We start from the raw sequence: 24,257 nt of genomic DNA, 5'->3' as shown, positions 1-24,257 counted from the left end.
TTCAATTTACCCGCAAGATTAATAACAATAAATAGAGAAGGTCACAAACAATGAATACATATCAAACAGTTAACAACGACGATATTTTATTAAAGTTATGCCATTCAGTTTCCCATGTGCTTTCAAGCACCACAGCGACCCATGTCACTCATGCCGGTATGGTTCAAACTATTTCTCGTACTAGATTAAAACCAGATTTAGGCTGCTTTTCTATATTTGATGGTGGCTTTTCAGGCTTGGTAGTCATTAATTTTTCAGCTGATTCTGCCATAGAAATTTATCGTAAGTATATGATTAACATGGGTATGCCAGAGTCGGAGCTTGCTTTTTCTCATACTTCGGATGATGTGGGAAATGTAATGGGTGAGTTGATGAATCAAATTTTGGGCGACTTTATCAGTAAGATTTCTAAAGAACTGCAAACCTCTATTAGCCAAAGTCAGCCAAAAATGTTGACAATTAATAAAGAGTTAACGATTTCGGTAGATACTAACCTAGACAATGCCGTCGCTAGACGAGTGTCATTTAAAACTGAAAATAATCACATTTTTTATCTTGAATTTGCCATGGATAAAACCGAGTTTATGCGATCTGCTGATTTTGAAATGGATGAAGAAGTTGATCCTGATTCATTGATTGAATCTCATCGAATGAAAAATGTAGCGGTGCCAGCTTCTGCAAATGTTGGCGTAAAAGGGATCGTCGCTGATGACTCTGACGAGTTGTTGAGCGAGCTTGGTTTATAGTCATTTCCTATAAAATTGTATATTGAAACATATTGATAAGAGTAAGGTAAAACAACCACTATGCCCTCTAAAGCTACATCAATTGACATTGCTTATCGTGCAGGTGTATCGCAATCAACGGTATCGCGCGCGCTAAGAAATAGCCCATTGGTCAATCTAGAAACTCGACAACGTATTCAAGCCATAGCCAAAGAGTTAAATTATAAAGTCGATAAAAATGCCAGTAATCTGAGAACTCAAAACAGTCATACATTGGCATTATTGATCTGTGAAGACCCGACTAATGATGATTCGATGATCAATCCTTTCTTTTTGTCTATGTTAGGTTCAATTACCCGTGCTACCGCTAGACAGGGCTATGATTTATTGGTGTCTTTTCAACAACTATCAAGTGATTGGCATGCTGATTATGAAGACAGTAATAAAGCCGATGGCATTATTTTATTAGGCTATGGTGACTATGTAGATTATGCCCATAAGCTAGAAAAGCTACTGCAGCAAAATACCCACTTTGTTATCTGGGGAGCAGAGCATAATAACAAGTCTGTGTTGTCTATTGGATGTGATAACCATCAAGGCGGCATGCTTGCGACACAGCATCTGCTAAATCAAAATAGAAAAACAATTGCATTTTTAGGGGATTCATCTAGCCATAGTCCTGAATTTAGGGATCGTTACTTCGGTCATTGCGAAGCGATCAAAGCCAAAGGGTTCTTGGTTAATAAGGCATTGCAAATTGATGCGATAAGTACAGAAAGTTCTGGTTTTGATGCGGCTAACGCGTTACTGGATAAAAATATACCATTTGATGCCATTTTTGCTGCTAGTGACTTGATTGCTATTGGTGCTTTACGTGCCTTGAAAAAACGTGGTGTTCAAGTACCAGAAGATGTTGCCATTATGGGATACGATGATATTCCTATTGCCAGCTTTGCTAATCCATCATTGACGACAGTAAAACAAAATACTCAATTGGCGGGTGAAATTTTAGTTGAATGTTTGTTGAAGTTGATAAGAGGTCAAGAAGTGTCACCTATGTTAATCCCAACTAACTTAGTTGTACGCCAATCTTGTGGTAGCCAATTAAAAAGTTAAACATTCTGAGCTGCACAAAATTAATTTATCAATGCTAAACGCATGAGTTATCCATTAAGGGAGTAGCGATACTATGCCAAGTAAAATGTTAGCCAGTAGTGTGTTATCCAGTAGTTTGTTAATGGTGGCATCATCAGTGTGTTACCAAGTAAATGCACAAGATCTTGAACCAAGAAGCTACAGTAACATACCTATTGATATGCACTTTATTGTGGCTGGGTATAATCGCTCTCAAGGCAGTTTGTCTCCTGCGCCTGAAGTTCCCATTAAAGATTCTGATTTACAAATTGATGCTGGGCTTTTGGGTTATGCAACGACTTTTGATGTAGCGGGAAGCTCATCAAAATTTGATATTGTTGCAAGCCGAGTATGTATTGCCGGCTCTGCAATATATCAAGGTGACTACGTTGAAGGGCAACAATGTGGTTATTCTGATCCCACGTTAAAATTCACTTGGAACTTTTATGGTGCGCCAGCATTAACACGTCAGGAGTTTGCTAAATACCAACAAGGCTTGGTCATGGGAGTGAGTATGCAACTCAGTGTTCCCGTAGGCAGTTATGATAGCGATAAGCTTATTAATGTTGGCGCCAACCAATGGGTATTCCGCCCAGGTTTTGGCATGTCATACCGTAGTGGTAATTGGTTTTATGGTGTTAATACAACCATTCGCTTATATGCTGATAACGACGATTTTTTTAATGACGCATATTTAGAAAAAGATCCACAATATAATTTACAAGCTCACCTAATATATAACTTAACGCCACGGCAATGGATTTCATTAAGTGGTAATTATTTTATAGGTGGTGAAACCGTTAAAAACGGCGTTGAATCAGATGATGAACAAAGTAATTCACGATTTGGGATCAATTATTCATGGGCGTTAAATCAACATCATAGTGTCAAACTCTATGCGAACACAGGGGTTATCACCCGAATTGGTAATGACTTTGATTCTTATGGTGCTATATGGATGTATGCATTTTAATTTAAAGGAATAAAGAGATGGCCGGTGCCAGTTTATTAACCTTGTTGGATGATATTGCCACTATTTTGGATGATGTTGCCGCCATGAGTAAAGTTGCGGCAAAGAAAACGGCGGGTGTTTTAGGTGATGATTTAGCCTTAAATGCCCAGCAAGTATCTGGGGTATCTTCTGAGCGCGAATTACCTGTGGTTTACGCGGTGGCAAAAGGTTCTTTTAAAAACAAATTAATTTTAGTTCCAGCCGCTATGCTAATTAGTGCATTTATACCGTGGGCTATAACCCCTTTATTAATGTTTGGTGGGCTATTTTTGTGCTTTGAAGGCTTTGAGAAAATTTATCATAGTTATTTAATGCGCCGCTCTGGTAATCATCACACAACTGAATCTGAGCAAACACAAGCCCAACAGAAGTTATCAACTGATGTGGCGGATTTGGCGTTTTATGAAAAGCAAAAAATTGCAGGGGCTATTCGAACAGACTTTGTCTTATCGGCTGAAATCATCGCCATTAGTTTAGGTGTTGTTGCAACTACAGGCTTACTGAATCAATTTTTAACCTTATCTGTAATCGCAATCGTCATGACAATAGGTGTTTATGGTTTAGTGGCCGCCATTGTAAAAATAGACGATCTAGGCTTGTATTTACATCAACGCAACGGGCAGGGCTTATCAACACGTGTAGGCAGACGTGTGGGCTTGAAATTAGTTACCAGCGCCCCCTATCTGATGAAGATGTTAACTATAGTCGGCACCATAGCCATGTTTATGGTAGGCGGAGGAATACTTACCCACGGTATTCACCCCGTTTACTTAGCCATTGAACATACTGCAGGTTTGATGCATGAAATTGAATACATTGGCACCTTTATTTCGCTTATTACGCCATCAATACTTAATTCAATTTTTGGCGTGCTTGCCGGTGCACTAGCGGTTGGGTTAATGAGTGTGCTGGAAAAGTTTAAACCGACTAAATAGGCAAAATCTTCAGTGGCATTAACGGTTTCATCAAGCCAATATTTGCTCATTAAAAAGCACATTCACTTTTTAGGTCATGTGCTTTTTATAGTATTTCTGTCTAGCAATTAGCTAAATTGAGCTGACAATTAGTGAATTTATGCTTCAATCTCAGCGTTATCGTCAGGAATAGCTTTAGGGTTAGGTCCGTATTGATTATCTTCTTTACTGTCGAAACAAAATACAATCAGTAAGAATAGTGCCCCAAGAAATGGAATTAATACGATGAGTAACCACCATGCTGAATGATTAGTATCGTGTAATCGACGAAATGACACCGCTATAGTCGGAATTAACACTGCTAAACCGTAAATTGTTGATAATAACCCTGAGCCCGTTTCTTCATCAAAGGTGCCGATCCCTAAATCAACAAGGGATAATACGATGCTAATTACTGTAGAAATAAGCACAAACATCCAATACTCTTTTCTGCGAGCACGGCCACTAAAACCAAAATAATTCTTTAATACTTTTAAATACCATTCCATTGAGTTTTTCCTACATTATTTATGTGTAAATTTTTTTAAAACGAGCCTCTGTGATAGTACAGAAGTTAACTCATTGATTTATTATATTGACCTTAAATCTAGCACTTTAGCTATCAAGTTATTTATTATGATTGCTATTACATAGTATTAACGATTTAGCCTTGTTGATACAATAAAAAATGCCGTCAATTACAAAAACTGACGGCATTAGATTAAATTAATATGTTAACTAATCGTTTGCTTTATATAGTTATTTCACTTTATCTACAACGATAGGGTAGTGATCCCAAACAGTTTCATCTGTCATTGAACGCACCAATTTAACGTATTCAGCGTGAGTCCAGGCTAACGGTGTAGCCGAGTTAGTACCTTGGCCAAGTTGATAGTTGTAACGAGTAGGATTACCTACACCATCCCATGCTTGCTCTGGCAGCATTAAGCCTACATTGGCAAAGGTTTCCATGCCTTTAACGTAGGTATTAACTAAATTTGTTTTAGTTTCTGCAGATAAAGCCCCTGTTGATTTAGCTAACGCTAACTCGTAATGACCACGTTCGCCGGTGAAGAAAGGCCAAACACGACCACGTTGATCTGCAGTATTACCTTTTTCAGCATAACTTAACCCAGTAGTGACATCTTCCCCATAACCATCGTTACCATAACGGCGATATCCAGGAATGGTTGAGCCGTCTTTAGCCTTGAATTCATACTTTACTCGTAAGTTATGTTCCAATTGCATATTGTCGATTAACTTAACGCTGTTTTGAATTATTGGGTCTTGGGCATCTTTAACCCCGTAACGAACTAACTCTAAAAATCCACCATCTAAAATTTGACGTTGGTCTAGGCCTGGTTTGCCATTGTTATCTAGCAGTTTGGTGTCAGTATTTGGGTTACCCTTTGGGCTAATACGAACATAATACGGCGCAACTTCACCTTGACTATTTTTGGCAAATTCGCCGGTATTAGTCACCATGGTTGTTTCTAAACTGGCTGATAATTTATTGGCCGCAGCAAGATATTTGTCACTGTCTTTATCATTCGCCAATGTTGCTAGTTCAGATGCGGCTACTAAGCCAGAAATAATTGCTGCGGTGGTTGAAGGAGAGAAACCAGCTTGCTCTTCCCAACGCTCTTGCTGAGTGCTTGGCGGTGTTATTGAAGTGTCGTTCCAATCTAGTTTCACCTTGCCACCGGTGATCAAAAAGTCAGCCGCTGGTTTTAACATCTCTTGGTACCATTTAACGGCCTCTGCATCAGTTAATACTTTAGCTTGCCAAAGTTTCCAGCCCAGCATAATTGGCATTGCTGTTTGATCTAGCTGTACGCCAACCCATTCAATTTGACCATCTACATGGGTTTTTTGTAAGAACCAACCAGGCGTGCCTTCATAACCAGGAGTGCTGTCAGTCACTTGGACTTTTTTCAAGTATTCAAACGCCACTTTAGGGGTTTCGGTATCGCCCATAGCAAGAAACGCCATGGCACACTGGTAAAAATCACGTGGCCATACTGCTTTGTAGCCAGTACTGCCCACTTTTGCTGAAACTGAATCACCCCAAGGGTTAGAAAGCGAGGCAATTAATGCACCAGCGTGGGTTTTGTCTTCTTGGGCTTTTAGCACTAAGGCACTGGCGTATAATAGTTTGCCATTGTCAGTCGTATTGTTAACCATGGTTTCTAACGGGGCTAACGAAGATAAATAATCTTTCCAACCAAGATGTTTTTCATCACCTAAATAAGCGCTTAACACGGCATCGTAACCTGTGGTTAACGTTGCATCTGCAGTGGCTAGGCTGCTGGCTTTATCTGCGCCAAAGCCAATACTGAAGTTTACTGTGTAGCTATTGCTATTTAGGGTAGGGTATTGTGCCGTTAGCGCAACGTTACCCGCATTAGTAGAGTCTGTGCTGGTAGTACTATAAATGGCGTCAAGTTTACCGTTGTCTGCTAGGTCGACTAAGCCATCCGATTGCCCGACAAAACCTGCAGAGGCTTGAACAAAATCGATATCTGACTTGATGGTCATTACTGAAGATTGTTGTTCATTGGTGTAGGCAACTAAGGCGTTGTTTTCTACGCTAGCGATATCATTAGCGCCACTATTATCAATATGTGGATTTGCGTACAGGTAAGGAGTAATACCATCTTCAAAGGCAGTGAAAATGACTTTCATCATTAAACTGTCACGATTTGGATCAGTGAAAATATGTTTTTCTATTTGGTATTTACCTTGCTTATCTTTATTTACGATTTTATAAGCCAAAGATAGTGGGCGGCCCGCTTCATCTTGATGTAAATATTCAATGGTTGAAATAGTGTCGTTCTTTTCAGTGTCGACAAAGTCATTACCAGCAATAACAAATTGAAGTTCTTTTAATTGAGCGTTATGGATCATGCCGTACATGGTTTCAGTTAGAATGCCTTGTGCAACCGAAAACCACACTTTGCTAATAGGGTTATTATCAGCATCTTGATATTGCCCTTGAGTATATGGCTCATAGGATGTGCCAATGCCCGTTTTACCTGAAAACGCCCAAACCGGATCGGCACCCGGTGCGCCCGGTGCAACACTGACTTTAGTTGGCTCAACTTGTTGTAATGGCTCTTGTGTCACTTGTTCACTTGAACAAGCACTTAAACCCAGTAAGGCGATGGCAACTGCACTTGATAATGTTGTTTGTTTTATCTGTAGTTTACGCTTTAACATTATGTTCCCCAATTTGTTCTATTTTTTAGAATTTTAAAGTCATTGTTTTATGTTTACTGACAGTCTGATTAACGTTTTATTACTGAGTTTGTTTATTTTGCTCAACAAACAACACCGCGATACCAGAAAGCATCATAAATAAGCCTCCCAGCATAAGTGCGTATATGGCTTCGCCGTTGAAAAATACCTTAAGCAATAAGCCTAAAATACTGGCAGCCAATAGCTGTGGAATAACAATGAAGAAGTTAAATATTCCCATATACACGCCCATTTTATGTGGCGGTAAAACCCCTGAAAGCATGGCATAAGGCACTGAAAGTATAGATGCCCAGGCAAAACCGACACCAATCATGGGTAGCCATAGCATGCTGGGATCTTGAATGAAGTAGAAACTGATCAAACCTAAACCACCAATAAACATATTAATGGTGTGGGTTAGTTTAATGCCGACTAATTTGGCTAAAAACGGGATGATTATGGCTGCAATGGCGGCAAAACCATTATATGAAGCAAATAACATTCCCACCCAGTCGGCACCATCGTTATAAGCTTGAGTTACTACATCTGTGGTGCCGTAGTGATGAGAGGTTACTGCTGCGGTGGTGTATATCCACATGGCAAATAACGCAAACCAAGCAAAAAACTGTACTACAGCTAATTGACGCATGGCTTTAGGCATGTGAAATAAATCATCAACCACATTAAAGGTTAGCCCTAAGCTTGAACGTTCAGTTGGGTTATTGGTTAATTTGATAGAGCATAATAGCTGTAATGGCCCAAAGGCAAAGATACCTAAACTAAGAATATACAGCTGCTTATCTAAATCTTGGCTAAAGATTGCCGCGGTAAATATAGCACCAATTAACATCCATAATATTGCACCATTACGATATTGTTTTGCGCTGCGATTATGGGTTGAAGTTTCTGTGTTTTGCTGGCTTTCTTGTTGATGAAATGCAGCCAGTTGTTCAGGTGAGTATTCTTTACTGGAAATGACTGTCCAGCCAACGGCTAAAAATAATACCGCACCACCAAAATAAAATGCATAACGCACAGAATCGGCAATTTCGCCTGCTGGGGCGGTATTGGCCACGTCAAAATAATTAGTCAGCATATAAGGCAGAGCTGAAGCGATTACCGCACCGACACCAATAAAAAAGCTCTGCATGGCATAGCCTTGAGTACGCTGATTTTGAGGCAAGTTGTCACCTACAAAAGCACGAAATGGCTCCATGGCAATATTAATCGACGCATCCATGATCCATAACATACCTGCTGCAATCCACAGAGTAGGAGAGTGCGGCATGATAAATAATGATAACGTAGTGAAAATAGCGCCGATGAGAAAGTAAGGGCGGCGTCGACCTAAGCGATTCCAAGTGTTGTCACTTAGGTAACCAATAATGGGTTGAACGATTAAACCGGTCAGTGGTGCTGCAATCCAAAGAATTGGAATTTCTTCAATATCGGCACCTAAGGTTTGAAATATACGACTGACATTGGCGTTTTGTAGGGCGAAACCAAATTGGATGCCTAAAAAGCCGAAACACATATTGAAAATTTGCCAAAAATTGAGTTGCGGTTGGCTTTGTTGATTTTGATTATTTGCCGACATGTATCTTCCTTAGTGATGTAATACCAATCGAAATAAATAACTCATCACTTACTTATTGTGATTGGCATAAAGCGCGTTTTATTGCTTTGTTGTTCCTTTAGATAAAAAAATGGCGAATATACATCTCCCTAAGACGGATATTCGCCAATGACCTAATATCCTTATTCGGCAAACACGCCACCAAATAAAGTTAATCGAGGTACTACAAAGCTGATACTTGGCACTGAGTGTTCAGTATCAGAAACGACCTAGCCTTTATCATCTCCACAAGCAGAGAGTGAAATTAGCAGGTTTTATAGTAGCCTCGGAGCCGCTATTTGCACAACTCAATACATACGTATTCATGATTTTGCAGCAACTTGATACATACATTTCCGTCACATTGGTGCTTTGGCGAAATCTTGAAAACATATTGCATTAACTTGTTGTTATTTAATCTCTTTAAATTTAATGGCCACACCACCGCTGGTAGCCATTTTTAACATAAGTTTATCTTGTGAGGTTACAGTTTGTTGCTCAATAACGTAGTCATATGGATTAGTTTGCCAATTCGCTTTGTCACCGTCACGGTAGATTTGTGCAATATAACGTTTGTCGGCATCTAAAAAGTCGAGTTTTACGGTTACATCTCTGGCGTCTTGGTTAGTTAAACCACCTAAATACCAATTTTCGCTGTGGCGATCTTTACGGGCAAAAACCACAAATTCACCCACTTCACCGTCTAAGGCTATGGACTCACTCCAGTCTGTCGGCACATCTAAAATAAACTGGAAAGCATCTAAGCGTTCAACATAGTTGCGAGGGAGATCAGCCGCCATTTGAATTGGGCTGTATAACACTACATATAAAGCTAATTGCTTCATTAACGTCGTTTGCACACGGTTAACAGCGTCTAATCCTTCTGGGGCAAGGTTAAATATGCCCGGAGTAAAGTCCATTGGCCCTGATAACATACGGGTATAAGGTAAAATTGCCGTGTGTTCCGGATTATTAGGTGGTGTTCCCCAAGCATTAAACTCTTGGCCTCGTGCTCCTTCACGTGAAATCCAGTTGGGGTAGGTACGACGTAAGCCTGTGTCTTTTACAGGCTCGTGAGTGTTTATACTAATGCCACGTTTAGCCGCTTCTTTAACGCTATGAAGGTATTCGTTGACCATAAACTGGCCGTCATGCCATTCATGGCGAGTAATACCGTTTTCATCTACGCGTTTAATGTCTCCGCCATCTGCTACATAGCCGGTTTTAATTTGGCTAACGTTATGCTGTTGGTACAAGTCATAGGCAGCACTCATTTGATTTCGGTAATTGGTGACCGAACCTGATGTTTCATGATGGCCAATAAGTCTAACGCCTTTGCTTTTTCCGTAGCGACTTACAGCATCAATATCAAAATCAGCATATGGTTGAGTAAAACTAAATACGTCGCCATTATGGAACCAGCTGCCATCCCAACCCTCGTTCCAGCCTTCAACTAATACGCCGTCAAAGTTATATTTAGCGGCGAAGTCCATATAGCGTTTCGTTTCTTCAGTGGTTGCGCCGTGTTTTTCGCCTGAGCCCCAGGTTTTTTCATTTACATGCATTGCCCACCAAATACCAATGTATTTACCTGGTTTAACCCAAGATACATCGCCAAGTTTATTGGGTTCATTGAGGTTTAATATTAAGTCAGAGTTAAGGAGGTCAGTGGCTTTTGAACCTATTTGAATAGTACGCCATGGGGTATGAAACCCTGGTTGAGTTTTAACTAATATGCCATCTGACCAAGGGGTTAGGTCGGCGCGTAATGTGCCGTCTCGACGTTGGTCAATTACCATTGCGGCATAATTAGTTAATGCAGCTTCGTGAATACTTAAATGGGTTCCTGTGGCTAATTTCATGGTGAATGGAGTATGAGCCCGATCCACTTTGTTCAAAGAGGTGGTTTGGTACAAGTATTCATATCTATTCCAACCACGCCCCGGAATCCACCATGCCGTGGTGTTGTGGGCATCTGGTATGGCGAACTCGGTTAACTCTTTGGTGATATCAAGTTGAGGGTGGGCTTGTAAACTGGTTTGTTTTGGCACTATGTAGCGAAAACCTATACCGTCATTAAAGGCTTTAAATTCAACATCAATATTGATGTTACCGTTACTAAAATGTGTGGTTAATGCCTTATGCTGATCGGTTATTGTTTCACGTTCGCCCCAAGGTTGTTGCCATTGGCTGTTGACCTGATTACGTTTGGTATCGGTAATTTTTAACCCTTCACCCAATTCCCCAACTTGGTTAAAAACAATGCCTAATCGACTGTTATTGATTACGGTTTCGTTGTTATAGGTCACGTAATATTCGGCTTTACCATTATCATCAGTCACAAAAATATTAATCTTGTTGTCGGGTGATGACACTTGCACGGTTTTAGCCATGATAGATGGCGATATTGCTATACTTGCCAATCCGATCGCACAGGCTAGGGCGACCTTATTAGGTTGAGTGAAATAGGTTTGTAAATGGTTGTGGCTCATGAAAATCCCTTTGTTATTATTTTGAATTGTTATGCTGGAATAATACCAATCACGATAAGTAAGTGATCATAATTAGCGTAGGAAAAATACTTGATAGCAAGGCAGGTTTTTTCGATAAGTAGTTATTCTACAATCAAAAAACCTAACGCTGTTATCGAGTGTTTTAACAAGCTTGGGTGAGCAATTATTTATCACGATTGGTATAATATACGGGCATTTAATGGTCAGCCTCAAAGTAATGCATACGTATTCAACGCATTTTATGATGTTTTACCGCAACATAACGATACAACAGAGAAAAGCCCCAGAAGCGTTAAACACGTTATTGGGGCTTTAAATGAGTTAATTAACTGATTAGTTAAATGGTGAGATAGCGGGTTAGTTAACTAACACCATTGATTGCAGTGGTGCGAGAGATATTGCTAAGCGCGCACTGCCGTCTTCTTGGGTTTCTATGCTATATACCATCTGAGTTTGACTGAGCTTATCATTGAAGAATTGATGTTGCTTACTGTCATATTGCCACGCCTCAAGCAATGTTTTTGGAATCAGTAACTCAAAACGCTTTGGCTGAGTTTTATCAAAATTACTGACCACCAGCATGCGTTGTTGCTCATTGTAGCGGCTGAAAGCAAATACTTTGTTGTCGTAACCTGCGACGTTATTTTCACGTTGTACAGTGTCTAACTCAGCGTAATTACCTAATAAAGCTGGCTCAGTATGGCTTAAGTTTAATAATTGTTGGTAATAATGCCTCAATTGCTTTTCGGCTGGGGTGGATTGTCCACCGTCGAATTTGCCACCATTCATCCAGCGTTGATGGGCTGGTACGCCAATATAATCAAATATACTGGTTCGAGTGGCTTGACCGAAACCGGCATTTTCAACAGCTGGCTCGCCGACGTCTTGCCCAAAATATATAAGTGTTGGTGATCGGCTAATTAAGGTTGATACCACCATGGCAGGCAACCCAGCTTCTGCAGAACCGGCAAAGTCAGCGGTGTTAATACGTTGTTCATCATGGTTTTCAAGAAAATGCAGCATGTGAGATTCAATATCGCTAACTTGCTGCTGAACTTTAGCAATTTCAGCAGTCGATTGTTTGTCGCGAATAATATCTTTTAAGGTGTCGTATAAATCTACCTTATCGTAAAGGTAATCCATTTTGCCTAAGTGAATATAGTCTCTAAATAACGCTGGGTTATAAACCTCTGCTAACAGAAATGCCTGCGGGTTAGTGTGTTTTATGTGACTATTTAAATAACTCCAAAACTCAACCGGCACCATTTCAGCCATGTCGTAACGGAAACCGTCGACACCTTTTGCTAACCAATACTGGGTGATTTGTTGAAACTTTTTCCATGAATCAGGAATATCTGTTGCGGCTTGTTGTTGCCAAAACTCATAATGAGTTTGAACGTCTTTGTTGGCAAAGTCTGCCGGTAAAGTGGGGAAGTCATAGCTGCCGTCTGGTTTAACACCATAGTTTATTTTAACGGTTTCGTACCAGTCATTAGCATCTGGTTGAGCAAGGCGCGAGCCGTTACCTGTCCATTTAGCAGGGGATTCAGCAAACTTACCATCACTTAATGGGTTTGATTCTCCACCCAACGGTTGATACCCATTGGTAGCGTTAGGTACTTTGAAATCTTCACCAATCACATAATAAAAATTATTGTTTTTAGCATAAACCACGCTGGTATCGTCATTGGCACCAAAATCGCTAATGCCTTCAGGTGCAGATAAAGATTGATAATTGCGGGCAACATGATTTGGCACAATATCGATTAACACTCGCATGCCGTGTTTATGAGTACGGGCAATGAGTGATTCAAATTCGGCTAAACGATTAGCTGGGTTGTCGGCTAAATCAGGGTTAACATTGTAATAGTCTTTAACCGCATAGGGCGATCCGGCGCGACCTTTTACTACGTCAGGATCATCATGACTAATACCATATTCAGTGTAGTCATTAATTACCGCATGATGCGGCACACCGGTATACCAAATATGGCTAACCCCCAACGACTTAATGTCTTGTAAAGCGGTGTCGGTAAAGTCACTAAACTTGCCAATACCATTTTGATCTATGGTTCCCCATGGGACATTGGCAGTTTGAGTATTACCATATAAGCGGGTGAATACTTGGTACACCACCGCCTTTTCTTGCTGTGAGGCAGGTTGTGATTTTACTTCATGGTTAACAGATGCTTGAGCTTTTGCAGTTGGTTGGCCATCTGAGCCACAAGCTGCCACTAAAACACTGGCGCTAATGGTGGCGGCTAATAAGCTTCTGCTGGGTAATTTGATATTCATTATTGTTGGTTACCTAGTTGCTAAATTGTTTACTTACTGCGAAATATTTAAAATCAACACGCCTTTCTGCTTTAAGTTAAGTGTATCTTTTAACTGATATTCAGCGGAGGTGATCACGTCTACAGCCTTGGTATTAATATTTGTGCCATTGGCTAATGATTGCTTGAATCGATTAAGATCCAACTCTTTGGGTTGGTCGTTCTTGTTATAAATGACCATTAACTGCTGGTTGTCAGATTGTCTAAACTGGACATAAACACCGTCTTTAGGAACGTAGTGGGTTAAAGCGCCCTCGGTAATCGCCGTGGAAGTTTTACGGAAGTTCAGTAAAGATTTGGTAAACGCTAACGCCTGTTTTTGTCGCTTTGTTACCCCTTGTTGATTGAACACATTCACTTGGTCATTTGGCCAACCGCCAGGGAAGTCTGCTCTAACCGCACCGTCATTGCGATCTTTTGTCGGGCTGGTCATTAGCACTTCAGTGCCATAAAAAATTTGCGGTATACGATTACTGGTTAATACATAGGCCATAGCCATTTTATATAATGCTAAGTCTTCATTTAACAAGCTATATAGGCGGTTAGTGTCATGGTTACCTTCAAATAGCACCAGTTGGGTGGGATCAGCATAAACAACATCGTTGGCTAGCATTTCATATAAATTAATTAACCCTGACCCCATTTTTTCTTTTTCGGTGAGGCTAGAGATTAATGTTTCATATAATGGGAAATCCATCATGCTAGGGGTATATGATACATAGCCATCATTATTCTGTTTACCCGCTTGCCAATAACTGACTGTAATTGGGTTAGATGTCCATTCTTCACCAACAATATTGAAATTGGGGTATTCATCCATAATGGCTTTAGACCAATGGGTTAAAAAGGTTTTATTCGCGTAAGAGTACGTGTCCTCGCGAATGCCGCTTAAACCAGCGTATTCTATCCACCAAATGCTATTTTGAATCAGATATGTAGCCATTAACGGATCAACTTGATTCATATCAGGCATGGTGTCGGTAAACCAACCTTGGGCAAATTCTTTGGTGTCTATGTTACTGGTATAAGGGTCTTGAACCGTAGTTCGACGGTGTGTAGTAAACAGAATATCTTTAGGATTTTGCTGCCAAGCTTGTTGACCATTAACCCAAGTAGATGAAGGAAAATCTGCCATCCACTGATGGCCTGAACCAAAGTGATTCACAATGACATCTTTAATAATACCAATGCCATAGTTTTTCGCCTCATCTACCAGCGCTTTATATTCTTCATTACTGCCAAAGCGAGGGTCAATTTTGTAAAAGTTAGTGGTTGAGTAACCATGGTAAGAATAATGTTGCTGGTTGTTCTCTAAAAGCGGATTAATCCATAGTTGGGTAACACCTAAGTCCTGCAAATAGGGCAGTGCTTTACGAATTCCCATAATGTCACCACCGTGGCGACCACCGTCGTTGGCACGATCTACTGTTTCAAGCATATCTGGGTGATTATCGTTACTGGTGTCGCCGTTAACAAAACGATCTGGGGTAATTAAATAAATTACGTCTTTATTACTAAAACCCTGTCGATCACTTGAGCCTGTATCACGGGGTTTGATTTGATAATCTATTTGGCTTGTTTGTCCGTTAGCCTGGGTAAAATTAAGCTTGATAGTTTGTGGGCTGGCTTGTGCTAAATCAAGATTAATAAAAAGATGGTTTTGACTATCGGTTTGCTCAACGCTAACAAGTTTGATGTTGTTAGCGTTTGTTAATGTGACTTTTTGATCGCGTATACCTTGGCCATAAACCAAAATCTGTAACTGACTGTTGTGCATACCCGCCCACCAGAATTGCGGTTCTGCGGTGAGGTTTACGGCATTGGCACTCATTGTTGCAGGTGAGAAACAAGCGGCTAATAAGCTTATTGCTACTGTCGCAAGTGCGGTTTTTTTATAAGGATTAAATATAGTCATTACGCTTCCTTGTGATGAGTTGTTGTCTTTAGAAAGTCTTGATGGGTACTTAATGGCGCTAAATAATGCTGATATATGGCTTTTAGGTTTGTTAAAAACTCCTGCCTGTCTTGCTCACTAATGCAATTGGCTAGTGGGTTATAGTCTTTTGGCGTTACACCTTGGCCAATTAATACTTGAAGCCAAGCATCTTGGGTAAACAGTTCGTCTTGTTCACGGAATAAATTGCCAGTTTCAGCAAATAATTGAATCTTTTGTTTTAACGAGGCTGGAATGTCCATGGTTTGGCAATATTGCCAAAGTGGTTCAGTGCGCTGATTAAGGTGATAGTGGAGGATGATAAAATCTCGAATTTGTTCAAACTCAAGTTTGGATTGCCGATTGTACTCATCAATTGCCACCTGTGTAATGCGCATGTTGGGCATTAATTTGGTTAAACGAATGATGGCAGTTTGCACTAAATGTAAGCTGGTGGACTCTAGTGGTTCTAAAAAGCCAGATGACAAGCCAATGGCAACACAGTTTTTATGCCATTGCTTTACACGTCGACCGGGGGTGAACTGTATTAGCTTAGGCTCGGCTAGAGGTTCGCCATCTAAGTTGGCTAGTAATGCCTGTTTAGCATTTTCTTTTGAAATATATTCACTAGAAAAAACGATGCCATTACCTGTTCTGTGCTGTAGCGGAATCAGCCATTGCCAGCCAAATTCATGGGCGATAGAACGCGTATAAGGAATTGTATTTGCTATTTTTGATGAGTTTAATTCATCGGTGGGTAGGGCGCTAGGGACTGCCCATGCGCTGTCACATTTAAGCCATTGCTTATAGCTTTCATAACCTACGGCTAACGCTTTCCCTATCAATAAAGCACTAAAGCCTGAGCAATCTATAAATAGATCCGCACCTAATCTTTGGCCATTTTGTAATATCACCGCTTGAATATCACCATTATTGGTTAGGGTGACATCCGTTATTTTGCCTTCTATGCGAGTGACTTGTTTTTGTTGGCAATACTGTTGTAGTAATTGCGCGTACAGGCCAGCATCAAAATGATAGGCGTGAGTTAATCCCGATAACTGATTATTATGAATACGCGGTTTAGGTTCAAACTTACCGGCGATAGCTGCTTGGTAATTAAATGAGTATTGCCATAACGATTGTGGATCAACAGGTTTGTCTGCTAACCAATAGTGGTGAAAGCTGGTATAGCCGATACTTTTGCCAATATCGCCAAAAGCATGCATGTAGCTGTCTTGCTTATTTGCCCAATGTTCAAATTGAATACCGAGTTTAATGGTGGCTTGTGTTTGGTTAATAAAGTCTTGTTCGCTAATGCCCAACACGTTATTAAAAATTTGCAGTGGTGGAATCGTGGCTTCACCTACGCCTATGGTGCCTATGGCGTCAGATTCAACCAAGGTTATATGCAGTTGAGAAGGGTATAGTTTTGCTAGCATTGCGGCGGTCATCCAACCTGATGAACCACCTCCAACAATAACAATCTTATTAATTTTATTATTCATACCAACCTCTGATAGAAAAAAGCCCCTGGTGAACAGGGGCTATTTACAGGGGACATCACTGAGGGATGGTTCCCAAGTTTAGAACTTGTAGTTAGCACCTAGCATGAAGTTACGACCATAGTTTTGGTAGTCGCGAACATGGCGAGCGTCATCACCGGTATAAGAGGTAAATGGCTCATTTGTTAGGTTATTAACTTGGAATAATACTGATAAACCATATAGTGCATCAATACCGCTTTCGCTGAAGTCATAACCAATTTGTGCATCAACAACCGTTTCAGCTTTAACATTAACATTTTGACGAGTTAAGCTGATAGCGGTTACTTCACCTAAGAAATCGCTACGGTAGCGTGAGCTAACGCGCGCTTCAAAGCCTGAGTTTTCATAGTAAACAGTGGCGTTGAATGTTTTCTCAGAAAGACCTGGTAAGGTTGTTGGCTCGCTGTCAGCAGTTTCTTTCACTTCACTTTCGTTATATGAACCACTTAATACAGTACCAAAGCCTTCTAACACACTAGCCCACATACCGAAGTCCATTGAGAATGAAGCTTCAATACCTTGTACATAACCGCCTTGACCATTTTGCCATTGCTCAAAGCTACCAATTGGGTTATCAGTTGGGTTTTGTGGTGGCACAATATCAGTGAAGTCAATGAAAGAAGTTTGCTTATAGGTATAGTTTTCTAAGTCTTTATAGAAAACGGCTAGGGCAAAGTAACCTTGATCGCTGAAGTAGTTTTCATAGCTAATATCATACTGGCGTGCTAACCATGGACGTAATTGCGTGTTACCTGCATTACCTGTCCAGTTAACACCGGTAGTTGGGTTTTCTTCGTAGTTATAACCAATGTTTGCGTTCATTTGGTCCATACGTGAACGAGTTAACGTACGGGCAGCAGAAACACGTAGTATTTGGCTTTCTGCAACTTCAAAACCTAAGTTGAAGCTGGGCAACCATTCTGTATACGATGCGCTGTCGAAGTTAGCATTAGTCACTAACTGGCCATTTTCTAAAGTAGACGCAGTACCATTAGAGCTTTGGTCTGTTTGAACCGCTTGAATACCAAAGTTACCTGTTAATGGAATATCATAAACGTCGGTATCAAGTGTCGCCATAACAAAAGCGGTAGTAACGTCTTCTGATACATCCCATGAGTTAACGGCACGGCTAGCATCTACGTCAGCAACGTCAGTTTCAATGTAGTTACCATCATTGTAGAAAGCTAATGAGTCATAACTTAGCACGTTGCCCATACCAAAGAAGTCTAACGATGTTGCTCCTAGGATATATTGCTCTGGAACGGTCATAACATAGTTAGGATCACTACCGTCGTAACCTTTAAGGGTTAAGAAGTAACCTTTATCTAACTTAGTTTTTTCACGCTCAGTGTAGTTAACACCAAACTTGATGCTACGAATTGCGCTTGAATCAAATACATATTCAGCTGCTAAGCGGAAAGATTTTAGCTCATCTTCAATTTCAGGCTTGTTAATGAAACCATCTTGAGTGTTAGCATCAATTGGGCTACCCCAGCCTAGTGGATCACCTAATTTGATCACATTTGGATCAGAATAATCTAGGTTGTGGGTGAAGTTATAGCTACCGTCACCGTTGTATTTGAAGCCTAGGTCATCAACCGCACCAACACCTGTTCCACGGCCTGTACCACTGTAGCTTTCCATACCAATGTCAGTACGTTCAGCTTTAGATAAACCGATATCAGCTTCTACATTCCAGTTATCATTAATTTGGAACTTGTTGTTCCAACCTACTGATAATGATTCTGCATCACGTTTGTTGACGTCGTTACGTACCACAACTTCTGCACCGCGAATCACGCCCTCAGTGACTAAACCATTTTCAATTTTAGTGGCCTCAACACCGCCATTAGCGCCCCAAGCGGCTGGGATTTCAATACCGCGTAAGCGTTGGTCGTCGGTGAATTTTGAATAATATAAGTCAACTTTTGTTTGGTAAAAGTCATTAGGTGCATATTCAAATACGGCTAATACACCATCACGCTCTAATTCACTAGAACGCACAAACGGCTTAGCACCACCTAATACACTGTTACCTGCTGAATCTTCAGGGTAACCCCATGCTTGCCAGCGCTCTTCTTGGTTAGGAGACATCATACGGGCATAACCTAAAGCGATACCAATAGTGTCGTCAGCAAATTGATCAATATAAGAAATACTGCCGCGGTAGCCTGAGTCTGAAGAGCCTGCGTTTAATGCGCCAAGGTCGTTCATTTCACCACGAACGCCAACAGCAAACGTTTGTTCGCCATGGGTTAATGGGCTGATTGTTTGCATATCAACTGTACCACCAATGGCTTGTGCCATAACGGTAGCATCGGGTGTTTTGTATACAACAACACGGTTTAATAGCTCAGAAGGGTATTGGTCAAATTCAACACCACGGTTGTCATTGACAGAAGCCTGTTCACGACCATTTAAAGTAGCGGTTGTAAAGTCTGGGCCCATACCACGAATAGAAATTACGTTGGCACGGCCATCTAAACGTTGTGCAGAAACACCAGGTAAACGGGCTAATGACTCTGCAATTGAAACATCTGGTAATTTACCAATATCTTCAGCTGAAATAGCTTCAACAATTGAAGATGATGACATTTTTAAAGATTGTGACTCTTGTAAACTACGGCGAATACCGGTGACTTGAATAACTTCAATATTTTCATCGGCAGTGGCAGTAGTATCAACTTCATCAGCAGCATAAGCGCTAACGCTTGCCCCAGCTGCTGCTAATGCTAATGAAAGTAGGCTCGGTTTAAATAACAACATTCATCTTTCCCCTTTTTTGAATGCTTTGCTTGATATGTCCAGAATCAAGTATTAGCAGTCCTTTTGATTTTTTATTTCAGTCTTATTTTGTAATACCTCAACGGCTTTAAATGACTGCAAAAGCGTGGAGGTTATTGCTAAATTGTTGTGGAACAGTTGCGATACTACTCCTTGCTTTGTTTTCTCTACAATATTATGCATACGTATTCAAAAGCCAGTTGCGGTTGAAAAACCCCGTTTATGACAATTATTTAACAAGTGTCGACCTTTGGGCTTTTTCATTAAATCATTGTATTTAAAGTCTATTTCTTTGAATGAGTTCAAGTGCTTTTCAAATAAGGCTTATGCATACGTATGCAGATGTATTGAACCTGATTTCCCTAATCACGTATCCTCGCTATAACAATAAAACAGCCATGACATGTTAAGTTACTGTAAAAGGTGGTTAACATTTATTCGATGCTCAATGGTTGGTCATAATTTAGAGGGAATAAAATGGGTCAGGTAACCTGGTGGCGCGGCGGTATTATTTACCAAGTATATCCACGCAGTTTGATGGATTCGAACAATGATGGGGTGGGTGATTTACAAGGTATCATCAGCAAACTTGACTATATTGCCAGTTTAAATGTCGATGCTATATGGATTTCGCCTTTCTTTAAATCACCAATGAAAGACTTTGGTTATGATATTAGCGACTATCTTGCCATTGACCCTATGTTTGGTTCGATGGAAGATTTTGATGTGCTGATAGCTAAAGCACATAAACTTAATATCAAAATTATTATTGACCAAGTGCTAAGCCATACATCAGATCAACATGCTTGGTTTGAAGAGAGTCGCCAAAGCCGTGATAACCCAAAAGCAGATTGGTATGTTTGGGCTGATCCTAAAGATGATGGCAGCGCGCCTAACAACTGGTTAGCTATTTTTGGTGGTTGTGCTTGGGAATGGGAGCCACGTCGTCAACAGTACTATCTACATAACTTCCTTAAAAGCCAGCCTGATTTGAATTTCCACTGCGATGAGTTACGTCAGGCAGTGCTTGATAATGTCGAGTTTTGGCTGAAAAAAGGCGTTGATGGTTTTAGGCTTGATGCAATTACCTTCTGTTATCACGATGAACAATTACGCGATAACCCCGCAAAACCAAAAGATCAACGTCAAGGGCGAGGGTTTAGTGAAGATAACCCGTATGCTTATCAATACCATTATTACAATAATACTCGTCCGCAAACGGTAGGGTTTATTGAAGACCTACGAGCTTTGATTAACCGTTATCCTGGCGCGGTAACTCTGGGCGAAGTGTCGTCAGAAGACTCGCTGGCGACAATGGCTGAATATACTCAGGGCGATGACCGTTTACATATGGCATATAGCTTTGAGTTACTTACTGACGATTTTAGCCCTGCTTATATTAGACAAACCGTTGAAGAACTTGAAGCGAGCATTGGTGATGGTTGGCCTTGTTGGGCCATTGGTAACCACGATGTTCAGCGTGTTGCCAGTCGATGGGGTAAAGGTATAAGCGATCCCAATTTAGTTAAAATGCTTAACGCAATGTTGTTCTCACTAAGGGGCAGTATTTGCAGTTATCAAGGTGAAGAACTTGGGCTAGAAGAAGCGACAATTGAATATGAACAATTGCAAGATCCTTTCGGCATTGCGTTCTGGCCAATGTTTAAAGGTCGTGATGGCTGTAGAACACCTATGCCGTGGAGCAGTAATTCAATAAATGCTGGTTTCAGCGATAATAAACCTTGGTTGCCTGTGCCACAAAGTCATATTAATAAAGCGGTTGATATACAAGAGCAAGATAACCAATCCACCTTGAATAGTTTTCGTCACTTTTTAGCATGGCGTAAAAATCATAGTGTGCTGATTAATGGTGATATTGAGTTTATTGACTCAGATGCCGCTGTTTTAGCTTTTGTGCGCCAAGAAGGCACTAGTAAAATGTTAGCACTATTCAATTTTACTGATAAGCCTGCACAGTTTGTTTTACACGGAAAAGAGTTAGGCAAGGTTTATGAAGATCATGGCCTGCTTAGTGGCACGTTGAGTGATGGTAAAGTGACCCTTGCTCCGTTTGCTAGCTTTTATGCACAAGTTAACTAGTTTTATATAACGCCAATAATTTTATTATTGGCGTTTTTATTATCTGCTGCCTATAAAGCAGTAGGGTTATTACAACTATAAAGAGAGCTTAAATATGGCTTCAACCATTTCAACCGGGGCAAATACAGTATCTAGTGGAGGTAACGGCAGTTACCGCTTTGCGCTAGTATCGTTAACTTCATTATTCTTTATGTGGGGGTTTATTACCTGCTTAAACGATATTCTGATTCCACATCTTAAAGCGGTATTTTCATTAAGTTACGCTGAAGCTATGCTGATTCAGTTTTGTTTCTTTGGTGCTTATTTTCTGGTGTCTTTACCTGCGGGTAAATTAGTCAAAAAACTAGGCTACCAAAAAGGGATCGTGACCGGACTAGTAATTGCCAGTATTGGCTGTTTACTGTTTTATCCAGCCGCAGCGTTGGCCGTTTATGGTTTATTTTTGGGGGCATTATTTGTACTTGCCTCTGGCATTACTATCCTACAGGTAGCGGCTAATCCTTATGTTAATGCATTAGGTAGCAGCGAAACTGCATCAAGCCGTTTAAATTTAACTCAAGCATTTAATGCGTTAGGCACAACCGTTGCACCATTTTTTGGTGCGGTGTTGATTTTATCTGTTGCCAGTGGTGCGACTGCAGAGTTAAGCCATGCACAGGCTGAAGCTGAAGTGGTTAAACTGCCATACTTGTTATTAGCGGGAATGCTGGCATTACTGGCGGCTATTTTCGCTAAGTTATCATTACCTACTATTACTGAACATGCAGAGCCAACAGAGGCTGGTGGTGCTGTTACCCATAATGGCAAAACCAGTGCAATGCAGTCTTTGCACTTAGTGTTAGGTGCTGTTGGAATTTTTGTTTATGTGGGTGCTGAAGTTGCCATAGGCAGTTTTTTGGTTAACTTTTTAGGTGAGGCGCATATTGCTGGTTTACCCGAAGCTGAAGCCGCTAACTACATTGCTTATTATTGGGGTGGTGCCATGGTAGGGCGCTTTATTGGCTCTGCAGTGATGCAAAAAGTTCCAGCGGGTACTGTGTTGGCATTTAACGCGACAATGGCTGCATTGTTAGTGTTAATTGCGATTAATACAGACGGGATGGTGGCTATGTGGTCTATTTTAGCGGTGGGTTTATTTAACTCAATTATGTTTCCAACTATCTTTAGTTTGGCATTACGTGATCTTGGTCCTCACACGTCGCAGGGCTCAGGCATTTTGTGTTTAGCTATTGTAGGTGGGGCAATTTTACCGTTAATTCAAGGGTTATTTGCTGACTCTATAGGTTTGCAAATGTCATTTATGTTACCGGTTGTGTGTTATGGCTTTATTTTATTCTATGGGGCTAAAGGCTCAAAAATGTAAGATGTCTTATATGTAAGATGTCTAATACACCTTAATGAGTTTGCACAAAAACGGCGATAACCTAAGTTATCGCCGTTTTTATTATTGTAATGGATTAATCAAAGTTATAGATCTTGATACAGAGTGTTAATCCATTTTTCTTCAGTTATAAAACGCCAGCCCCAGTCTTTATATTTGGCAGGTACGCCCGCTTTTAGAATCTCTTCCAGAGACTTATTTTGCTCTTTTTCAGCTCTCATCCAATTAATATTGTCATCAAGCATATGTTTGAACTTCAGCAATTCTGATTTGTTGGCTAGATCACCATGGCCTGGAATGACTTTGGTGTCATCATTAATTAAGTCTAATATTGCTGACACATTGTCTCGATAACCCATAACAGAACCGCCACCTTTTAAATCAACATAAGGGAAACGATCTTTAAAAAATAAATCGCCCATATGAATCACGTTAGCTTGTTGCCAATGCACCACACTGTCACCGTCTGTATGACCTGGGCCTAAGTGAATCAGCTCTAAGGTGTCTTGATTAAAATGAATCGAGATATTTTTTGAATAGGTAATTACAGGCAGTGCAGATGCTGGTGTATCAGCATTGGCCGATAAACGTTTAAGCACATTATGGTGGGCTAATATGGTGCCATGCTGACCGAAGTGAGCATTGCCGCCAGTATGATCACCGTGGTAATGGGTGTTGACAATGTACTTAGGCACTCCGGCTTGTATAGTATTGAGCTTAGCGGTAATTTTATCTGCCAGAGGTGCAAATTGATCGTCAATAATCAATATACCGTCACTGCCAGCCGATACACCTATATTGCCCCCAGAACCGCTAAACATATAGGTGTTCTCAGTCAATTGGGTTGAGGTAATGGTGACGTCTTTAAATCTATCATCATTGGCTGTTACCGCTGAGCTAAATAACAGTCCAGACAGCACAGTAGTAATAGCGGTTCGTTTAACTAATTTGTAATTAATTTGGTGTTGTTTGAAAACCATTCGATCCTTCTTA

The 24,257-nt window shown here is 40.6% G+C and carries 15 protein-coding genes; 6 read left to right on the top strand and 9 right to left on the bottom strand.

Annotated features, from left to right (window positions below; all coding sequences use genetic code 11):
* Positions 1 to 50 precede the first annotated feature (50 nt).
* The 4 genes from L2672_RS08025 to L2672_RS08010 all read left to right on the top strand — a co-directional run bounded on the left by L2672_RS08025 (position 51) and on the right by L2672_RS08010 (position 3,806).
* Positions 51 to 746 (top strand): DUF3334 family protein, encoded by a 696-nt coding sequence (locus L2672_RS08025; RefSeq protein WP_248995309.1) that lies wholly within the window; start codon positions 51 to 53, stop codon positions 744 to 746.
* 60 nt (positions 747 to 806) lie between these two features.
* The gene (locus L2672_RS08020; protein ID WP_248995308.1) at positions 807 to 1,841 is read left to right on the top strand and encodes a LacI family DNA-binding transcriptional regulator; all 1,035 of its coding nucleotides are present in this window, start codon (positions 807 to 809) and stop codon (positions 1,839 to 1,841) included.
* 73 nt (positions 1,842 to 1,914) lie between these two features.
* The gene (locus L2672_RS08015; RefSeq protein WP_248995307.1) at positions 1,915 to 2,832 is read left to right on the top strand and encodes a transporter; all 918 of its coding nucleotides are present in this window, start codon (positions 1,915 to 1,917) and stop codon (positions 2,830 to 2,832) included.
* 17 nt (positions 2,833 to 2,849) lie between these two features.
* Entirely contained in the window at positions 2,850 to 3,806 is a 957-nt protein-coding gene (locus L2672_RS08010; protein ID WP_248995306.1) for a DUF808 domain-containing protein, read from the top strand.
* A 137-nt stretch (positions 3,807 to 3,943) separates the two neighbouring features.
* Here L2672_RS08010 and L2672_RS08005 read toward each other — a convergent pair whose 3' ends face one another.
* The 8 genes from L2672_RS08005 to L2672_RS07970 all read right to left on the bottom strand — a co-directional run bounded on the left by L2672_RS08005 (position 3,944) and on the right by L2672_RS07970 (position 19,765).
* Positions 3,944 to 4,333, bottom strand: coding sequence for a DUF805 domain-containing protein (locus L2672_RS08005; protein WP_248995305.1), 390 nt, complete (start codon positions 4,331 to 4,333; stop codon positions 3,944 to 3,946).
* A gap of 250 nt (positions 4,334 to 4,583) precedes the next feature.
* Entirely contained in the window at positions 4,584 to 7,043 is a 2,460-nt protein-coding gene (locus L2672_RS08000; protein ID WP_248995304.1) for a glycoside hydrolase family 15 protein, read from the bottom strand.
* Between the two features lie 79 nt (positions 7,044 to 7,122).
* Positions 7,123 to 8,658 carry an MFS transporter gene (locus tag L2672_RS07995; protein ID WP_248995303.1) on the bottom strand — a complete coding sequence of 512 codons (1,536 nt, stop codon included), beginning with the start codon at positions 8,656 to 8,658 and terminating at the stop codon, positions 7,123 to 7,125.
* Positions 8,659 to 9,086: 428 nt separating this feature from the next.
* On the bottom strand, positions 9,087 to 11,168 hold the full coding sequence (locus L2672_RS07990; RefSeq protein WP_248995302.1) for a glycoside hydrolase family 97 protein: 2,082 nt from the start codon (positions 11,166 to 11,168) through the stop codon (positions 9,087 to 9,089).
* A gap of 378 nt (positions 11,169 to 11,546) precedes the next feature.
* Positions 11,547 to 13,484, bottom strand: a complete 1,938-nt coding sequence (locus L2672_RS07985) for an alpha-amylase family protein (protein ID WP_248995301.1) — start codon at positions 13,482 to 13,484, stop codon at positions 11,547 to 11,549.
* Between the two features lie 33 nt (positions 13,485 to 13,517).
* On the bottom strand, positions 13,518 to 15,437 hold the full coding sequence (locus L2672_RS07980; RefSeq protein ID WP_420833140.1) for a glycoside hydrolase family 13 protein: 1,920 nt from the start codon (positions 15,435 to 15,437) through the stop codon (positions 13,518 to 13,520).
* Positions 15,437 to 16,960 carry a tryptophan halogenase family protein gene (locus tag L2672_RS07975; protein WP_248995300.1) on the bottom strand — a complete coding sequence of 508 codons (1,524 nt, stop codon included), beginning with the start codon at positions 16,958 to 16,960 and terminating at the stop codon, positions 15,437 to 15,439. Before L2672_RS07975 ends, L2672_RS07980 begins: the two co-directional genes overlap by 1 nt.
* 78 nt (positions 16,961 to 17,038) lie before the next feature.
* Positions 17,039 to 19,765, bottom strand: a complete 2,727-nt coding sequence (locus tag L2672_RS07970) for a TonB-dependent receptor (protein ID WP_248995299.1) — start codon at positions 19,763 to 19,765, stop codon at positions 17,039 to 17,041.
* Positions 19,766 to 20,260: 495 nt separating this feature from the next.
* On the opposite strand from L2672_RS07970, the gene L2672_RS07965 reads away from it, so the two are divergent.
* Together L2672_RS07965 and L2672_RS07960 are read left to right on the top strand one after the other, a co-directional pair.
* Positions 20,261 to 21,883, top strand: coding sequence for an alpha-glucosidase (locus L2672_RS07965; RefSeq protein WP_248995298.1), 1,623 nt, complete (start codon positions 20,261 to 20,263; stop codon positions 21,881 to 21,883).
* 94 nt (positions 21,884 to 21,977) lie between these two features.
* Positions 21,978 to 23,246, top strand: a complete 1,269-nt coding sequence (locus L2672_RS07960) for a sugar MFS transporter (protein ID WP_248995297.1) — start codon at positions 21,978 to 21,980, stop codon at positions 23,244 to 23,246.
* Between the two features lie 104 nt (positions 23,247 to 23,350).
* Here the strand turns inward: L2672_RS07960 and L2672_RS07955 are convergent, their stop codons facing one another.
* Positions 23,351 to 24,244 carry an MBL fold metallo-hydrolase gene (locus L2672_RS07955; protein ID WP_248995296.1) on the bottom strand — a complete coding sequence of 298 codons (894 nt, stop codon included), beginning with the start codon at positions 24,242 to 24,244 and terminating at the stop codon, positions 23,351 to 23,353.
* Positions 24,245 to 24,257: the final 13 nt, after the last annotated feature.

Origin of the sequence: Shewanella gaetbuli (genome assembly GCF_023284065.1) — a bacterium.
GTDB classification, from domain to species: Bacteria; Pseudomonadota; Gammaproteobacteria; order Enterobacterales; family Shewanellaceae; genus Shewanella; species Shewanella gaetbuli.
This window is presented reverse-complemented; position numbering and strand designations above follow the sequence as displayed.

Coding starts and splice junctions, on each gene's coding strand:
- L2672_RS08025 (WP_248995309.1), top strand. CDS start 51: ATGAATACATATCAAACAGTTAACAACGACGATATTTTATTAAAGTTA.
- L2672_RS08020 (WP_248995308.1), top strand. CDS start 807: ATGCCCTCTAAAGCTACATCAATTGACATTGCTTATCGTGCAGGTGTA.
- L2672_RS08015 (WP_248995307.1), top strand. CDS start 1,915: ATGCCAAGTAAAATGTTAGCCAGTAGTGTGTTATCCAGTAGTTTGTTA.
- L2672_RS08010 (WP_248995306.1), top strand. CDS start 2,850: ATGGCCGGTGCCAGTTTATTAACCTTGTTGGATGATATTGCCACTATT.
- L2672_RS08005 (WP_248995305.1), bottom strand. CDS start 4,333: ATGGAATGGTATTTAAAAGTATTAAAGAATTATTTTGGTTTTAGTGGC.
- L2672_RS08000 (WP_248995304.1), bottom strand. CDS start 7,043: ATGTTAAAGCGTAAACTACAGATAAAACAAACAACATTATCAAGTGCA.
- L2672_RS07995 (WP_248995303.1), bottom strand. CDS start 8,658: ATGTCGGCAAATAATCAAAATCAACAAAGCCAACCGCAACTCAATTTT.
- L2672_RS07990 (WP_248995302.1), bottom strand. CDS start 11,168: ATGAGCCACAACCATTTACAAACCTATTTCACTCAACCTAATAAGGTC.
- L2672_RS07985 (WP_248995301.1), bottom strand. CDS start 13,484: ATGAATATCAAATTACCCAGCAGAAGCTTATTAGCCGCCACCATTAGC.
- L2672_RS07980 (WP_420833140.1), bottom strand. CDS start 15,437: ATGACTATATTTAATCCTTATAAAAAAACCGCACTTGCGACAGTAGCA.
- L2672_RS07975 (WP_248995300.1), bottom strand. CDS start 16,960: ATGAATAATAAAATTAATAAGATTGTTATTGTTGGAGGTGGTTCATCA.
- L2672_RS07970 (WP_248995299.1), bottom strand. CDS start 19,765: ATGTTGTTATTTAAACCGAGCCTACTTTCATTAGCATTAGCAGCAGCT.
- L2672_RS07965 (WP_248995298.1), top strand. CDS start 20,261: ATGGGTCAGGTAACCTGGTGGCGCGGCGGTATTATTTACCAAGTATAT.
- L2672_RS07960 (WP_248995297.1), top strand. CDS start 21,978: ATGGCTTCAACCATTTCAACCGGGGCAAATACAGTATCTAGTGGAGGT.
- L2672_RS07955 (WP_248995296.1), bottom strand. CDS start 24,244: ATGGTTTTCAAACAACACCAAATTAATTACAAATTAGTTAAACGAACC.